Annotated in this window: 3 protein-coding genes and 1 pseudogene; 3 read left to right on the forward strand and 1 reads right to left on the reverse strand. The window is 51.7% G+C overall.

Annotation, left to right across the window (positions count from 1 at the left end; translation table 11 throughout):
• Together pgk and fbaA are read left to right on the forward strand one after the other, a co-directional pair.
• Window positions 1-701 (forward strand): annotated as a pseudogene (gene pgk, locus AB7E14_RS21180) (phosphoglycerate kinase); the annotation flags it as partial.
• Window positions 702-791: 90 nt separating this feature from the next.
• Complete coding sequence (gene fbaA / locus AB7E14_RS21185; RefSeq protein WP_042998040.1) at window positions 792-1,871, forward strand: class II fructose-bisphosphate aldolase; 1,080 nt, start codon at window positions 792-794, stop codon at window positions 1,869-1,871.
• Between the two features lie 96 nt (window positions 1,872-1,967).
• Here fbaA and AB7E14_RS21190 read toward each other — a convergent pair whose 3' ends face one another.
• A complete protein-coding gene (locus AB7E14_RS21190; RefSeq protein WP_316962852.1) occupies window positions 1,968-2,873 on the reverse strand; it encodes a carbamate kinase in 906 nt (301 codons plus the stop codon).
• A 335-nt stretch (window positions 2,874-3,208) separates the two neighbouring features.
• Here AB7E14_RS21190 and AB7E14_RS21195 point away from each other — a divergent pair.
• On the forward strand, window positions 3,209-4,319 hold a 1,111-nt coding region (locus tag AB7E14_RS21195; protein WP_428169909.1), incomplete at its 3' end, for an MFS transporter.

Raw genomic sequence — 4,319 nt, forward strand, 5'->3', positions numbered from 1 at the left:
GCAAATTTGCTGACGTCGCATGTGCCGGTCCGCTGCTGGCTGCAGAACTGGATGCGCTGGGTAAAGCGCTGAAAGAGCCGGCTCGTCCGATGGTCGCTATCGTGGGCGGTTCTAAAGTTTCCACCAAACTGACCGTTCTGGATTCCCTGTCCAAAATCGCTGATCAGCTGATCGTTGGCGGCGGCATCGCGAACACCTTCGTTGCCGCTCAGGGGCATAATGTGGGCAAATCCCTGTACGAAGCCGATCTGGTTGACGAAGCCAAACGTCTGCTGACCACGTGCGATATCCCGGTTCCGACTGACGTTCGCGTCGCGACCGAGTTCTCTGAAAGCGCTGCCGCCACGCTGAAATCCGTCAACGACGTGAAAGAAGACGAGCAGATCCTGGATATCGGCGACGCTTCTGCACAGCAGCTGGCTGAAATCCTGAAGAATGCAAAAACCATTCTGTGGAACGGCCCGGTTGGCGTGTTTGAATTCCCGAACTTCCGTAAAGGAACTGAAATCGTAGCTAACGCAATTGCTGACAGCGACGCGTTCTCTATTGCAGGCGGCGGTGACACGCTGGCGGCTATTGACCTGTTCGGTATTGCTGACAAAATCTCCTACATCTCCACTGGCGGCGGCGCATTCCTCGAATTCGTGGAAGGTAAAGTTCTGCCTGCCGTAGCGATGCTCGAAGAGCGCGCTAAGAAGTAAGACACTCATGGGCAGGGAAACCTGCCCAATTTTCAGCGCGCTTAAGTGGCACGCACCCCTTTCCAAGGCCGAAGATACAGGACTCGTAACATGTCTAAAATTTTTGATTTCGTAAAACCTGGCGTTATCACCGGTGATGACGTACAGAAAGTTTTCCAGGTAGCAAAAGAAAACAACTTCGCTCTGCCAGCAGTTAACTGCGTCGGTACCGACTCTATCAACGCCGTTCTGGAAACCGCTGCAAAAGTTAAAGCGCCGGTTATCGTACAGTTCTCCAACGGTGGCGCTGCGTTCATCGCGGGTAAAGGCGTTAAAACTGACGTTCCTCAGGGGGCGGCAATCCTGGGCGCGATCTCTGGTGCGCACCACGTACATCAGATGGCTGAGCACTACGGTGTTCCGGTTATCCTGCACACTGACCACTGCGCGAAGAAACTGCTGCCGTGGATCGACGGTCTGCTGGACGCAGGTGAAAAACACTTCGCGGCGACCGGTAAACCGCTGTTCTCTTCTCACATGATCGACCTGTCTGAAGAGTCACTGGAAGAGAATATCGAAATCTGCTCCAAATACCTGGCGCGCATGTCCAAAATGGGCATGACCCTGGAAATCGAACTGGGTTGCACCGGTGGTGAAGAAGATGGTGTGGACAACAGCCACATGGACGCTTCTGCCCTGTACACCCAGCCGGAAGATGTGGATTACGCGTACACCGAGCTGAGCAAAATCAGCCCGCGTTTCACTATCGCGGCTTCTTTCGGTAACGTACACGGCGTTTACAAGCCGGGTAACGTGGTTCTGACCCCGACCATCCTGCGCGACTCTCAGGACTATGTTTCTAAGAAACACAACCTGCCGCACAACAGCCTGAACTTCGTCTTCCACGGTGGTTCCGGTTCTACCGCTCAGGAAATCAAAGACTCCGTAAGCTACGGTGTAGTAAAAATGAACATCGATACCGATACCCAATGGGCGACCTGGGAAGGTGTTCTGAACTACTACAAAGCGAATGAAGCGTATCTGCAGGGTCAGTTGGGCAACCCGAAAGGCGAAGATCAGCCGAACAAGAAATACTACGATCCGCGCGTATGGCTGCGTGCTGGCCAGACTTCCATGATCACGCGTCTGGAACAGGCTTTCAAAGAACTGAACGCAATTGACGTTCTGTAATGTAGCCTGCTGATTGTAAAAAGGCTTCCTTCGGGAAGCCTTTTTTGCGTGGTTGCCGGAGAATCTCGCCATCCGACAATGACAAACGGCAGGGGGTTACTGCGTCACGCAGGTACCTTTCTCGCCTGTGAGTATCTGCGGTGCATCTTTCAGCGCGCCAATAAACGCCGAACGCCCGGTTTGCTTAACAAACTGGATCACCGCCGCCGCTTTTGGTCCCATTGCGCCATCCGGTGCCGCAAACGGCGCCAACTCTTCGGTTGTGACATGTCGTAACGCGCGCGCCTGTGGAGTACCCCAGTGTTCATAGACGGCATCGGCATCGGTCAGGATCAGCAGATGATCGGCGTTGATGGTATTCGCCAACACCGCAGCTGTCAGATCTTTGTCGATCACCGCTTCAGTACCCACGTATCCGTTACCCTGAGCCACCACCGGAACGCCGCCACCGCCACAGCAAATCACCGTATGCCCTGCTTCCATCAGCATCTGGATGGCCTCGCCGTCGAGGATGTTTTGCGGTATCGGTGAGGGAACGACCCGTCGAATGTATTGTCCATCCGCCTTCATCGTCCAGCCATAGCGTTGTTCCAGTTCAGCCTGTTGATCCGGTTGATAGACGGGCCCAATGTACTTACCCGGAGCGGCAAACGCCTCATCCTGCGGGTCTACTTCTACCCGTGTCATCAGCGTGGTCACGGGGCAACCACCCGTATTTTGCGTCAGCGCCTGGGCGATGGCGGCGCCAATCATTCCCTGGCTTTCAGCCACCAGTATATCAAGCGGCCAGGCGGGTGATTCCGTGTAGGCCGCGTTCTGCAACGCCAGCAACCCGACCTGAGGCCCGTTTCCGTGAACAATCACCAGTTGAAAATCGCGAGCCAGCGTCGCTACCCGTTGCGCAAAAACCTGAATGCTGCGTTGTTGGTTTTCCGCACTCAATATCTCTCCGCGCTGTAATAATGCATTCCCACCCAGTGCAATGACCAGTTTCTTTTTCATTATGACCTCAATGTGCAAAATATCTCGTGGTCAAAATAACGTTCCGGTTTTTTTATAATGTGACTTATTCGACAGCTTATTGACTGATAAAAATAACGCGTTAATTAGGATTGTTTTTAATTACTTTGTTTAAAATATTTAAAAAATGATTGTTAGACTTTTTTTAATAATGTTGCGGTCAGTTCCCAGGAATTTATAACAATGGATTTTGTGTGACTTTGCTCAAACGAAATGATGTCGCGGCCCGATATGGTGAGCAGAGTTAAAACATCAAGCCTCATCAATCGTCAGATAATATGAGGTGTTCAACGGTAAATATTACCGGGAGATTGCTTATGTCTGAATCATGTGAAGTGACTGAGGTCACGAAGAAAAAAGGAATACCGGCCTGGTGGGTGACCATTTTCCTGTTCTGGCTGGGGTGGATTTTCATGTACGCCGACCGGACGGTATTGAACCCGGTGATGGGTGAACTGGAAAAAGAGTTTGGCCTAAGTGGAACGCAATTAGGCATTCTTAATTCTGTGTTTTATTTTTCTTATGCGTTATTACAGGTCCCGGCCGGAATACTGGGTGATAAAATCGGTAAGAAAAAAGTGCTGGTGCCTGGGTTTATTCTCTTTGGCGTTTTCACGGCCGTTACCGGTTGGGCAAAAAGTTGGTACACGCTGCTGTTTGCCCGCGTAGTCACGGGCGCGGGAGAAGGGACCTATTACGGTCCACAGTACGGCCTTTCTTCCGAGCAAATCCCTAAAAAATATCGCTCGCTCGGCAGCGCAATCATCAATAGCGGCATGGCCTTCGGTATTGCGCTGGGACTGATGACCTCAAGCTGGCTGGTGTACGATCAGGGCCATTCATGGCGGATGCCGTTCTACGCGATGGCGGTTCCTTCAGTACTGGTGGGGATTGCGATCTGGCTGTTTGTGAAAGAAAAGAAACGCACTGTAGATACCGACGGACAGCCGGTAAAAAAAGGCAAATTCAGCGATCTCCTGAAAAACCGCAACCTCGTTCTGACCTATATCATGGTGTTCTGTAGCCTGTTTGGTTTCTTCGTTATTCTGACCTGGCTTCCCTATTATCTGCAAAATGAACGTGGTATTGCCGGTAGCGAAACCGGGTTTATCTCTTCGCTGGTCGCCTGGATTTCAATCCCCGGCGCGCTGTTATTCTCCAGCCTGTCTGACAAATTAGGTAAGCGCAAACCGTTAATTATGTTCCTCGTCCCGGTGGCGATCATCAGCATGCTGTCCATTGTCTGGATGCCAAACATGACTGGCGTGATTGTCGCCCTGTGTATTTACGGTCTCGTCGGCAAGCTGGCACTGGATCCCGTGCTGGTTGCGCTGGTTGCCGATAGCGTTGATGAAAATAATTACAGCACCGCGTTTGGCTTATTTATTTTTTTCGGCTTGAGCTCTTCTATTCTTGCTCCCAGGATTG

The sequence above is a fragment of the Citrobacter sp. genome (assembly GCF_050252275.1).
GTDB lineage: Bacteria > Pseudomonadota > Gammaproteobacteria > Enterobacterales > Enterobacteriaceae > Citrobacter_A > Citrobacter_A amalonaticus.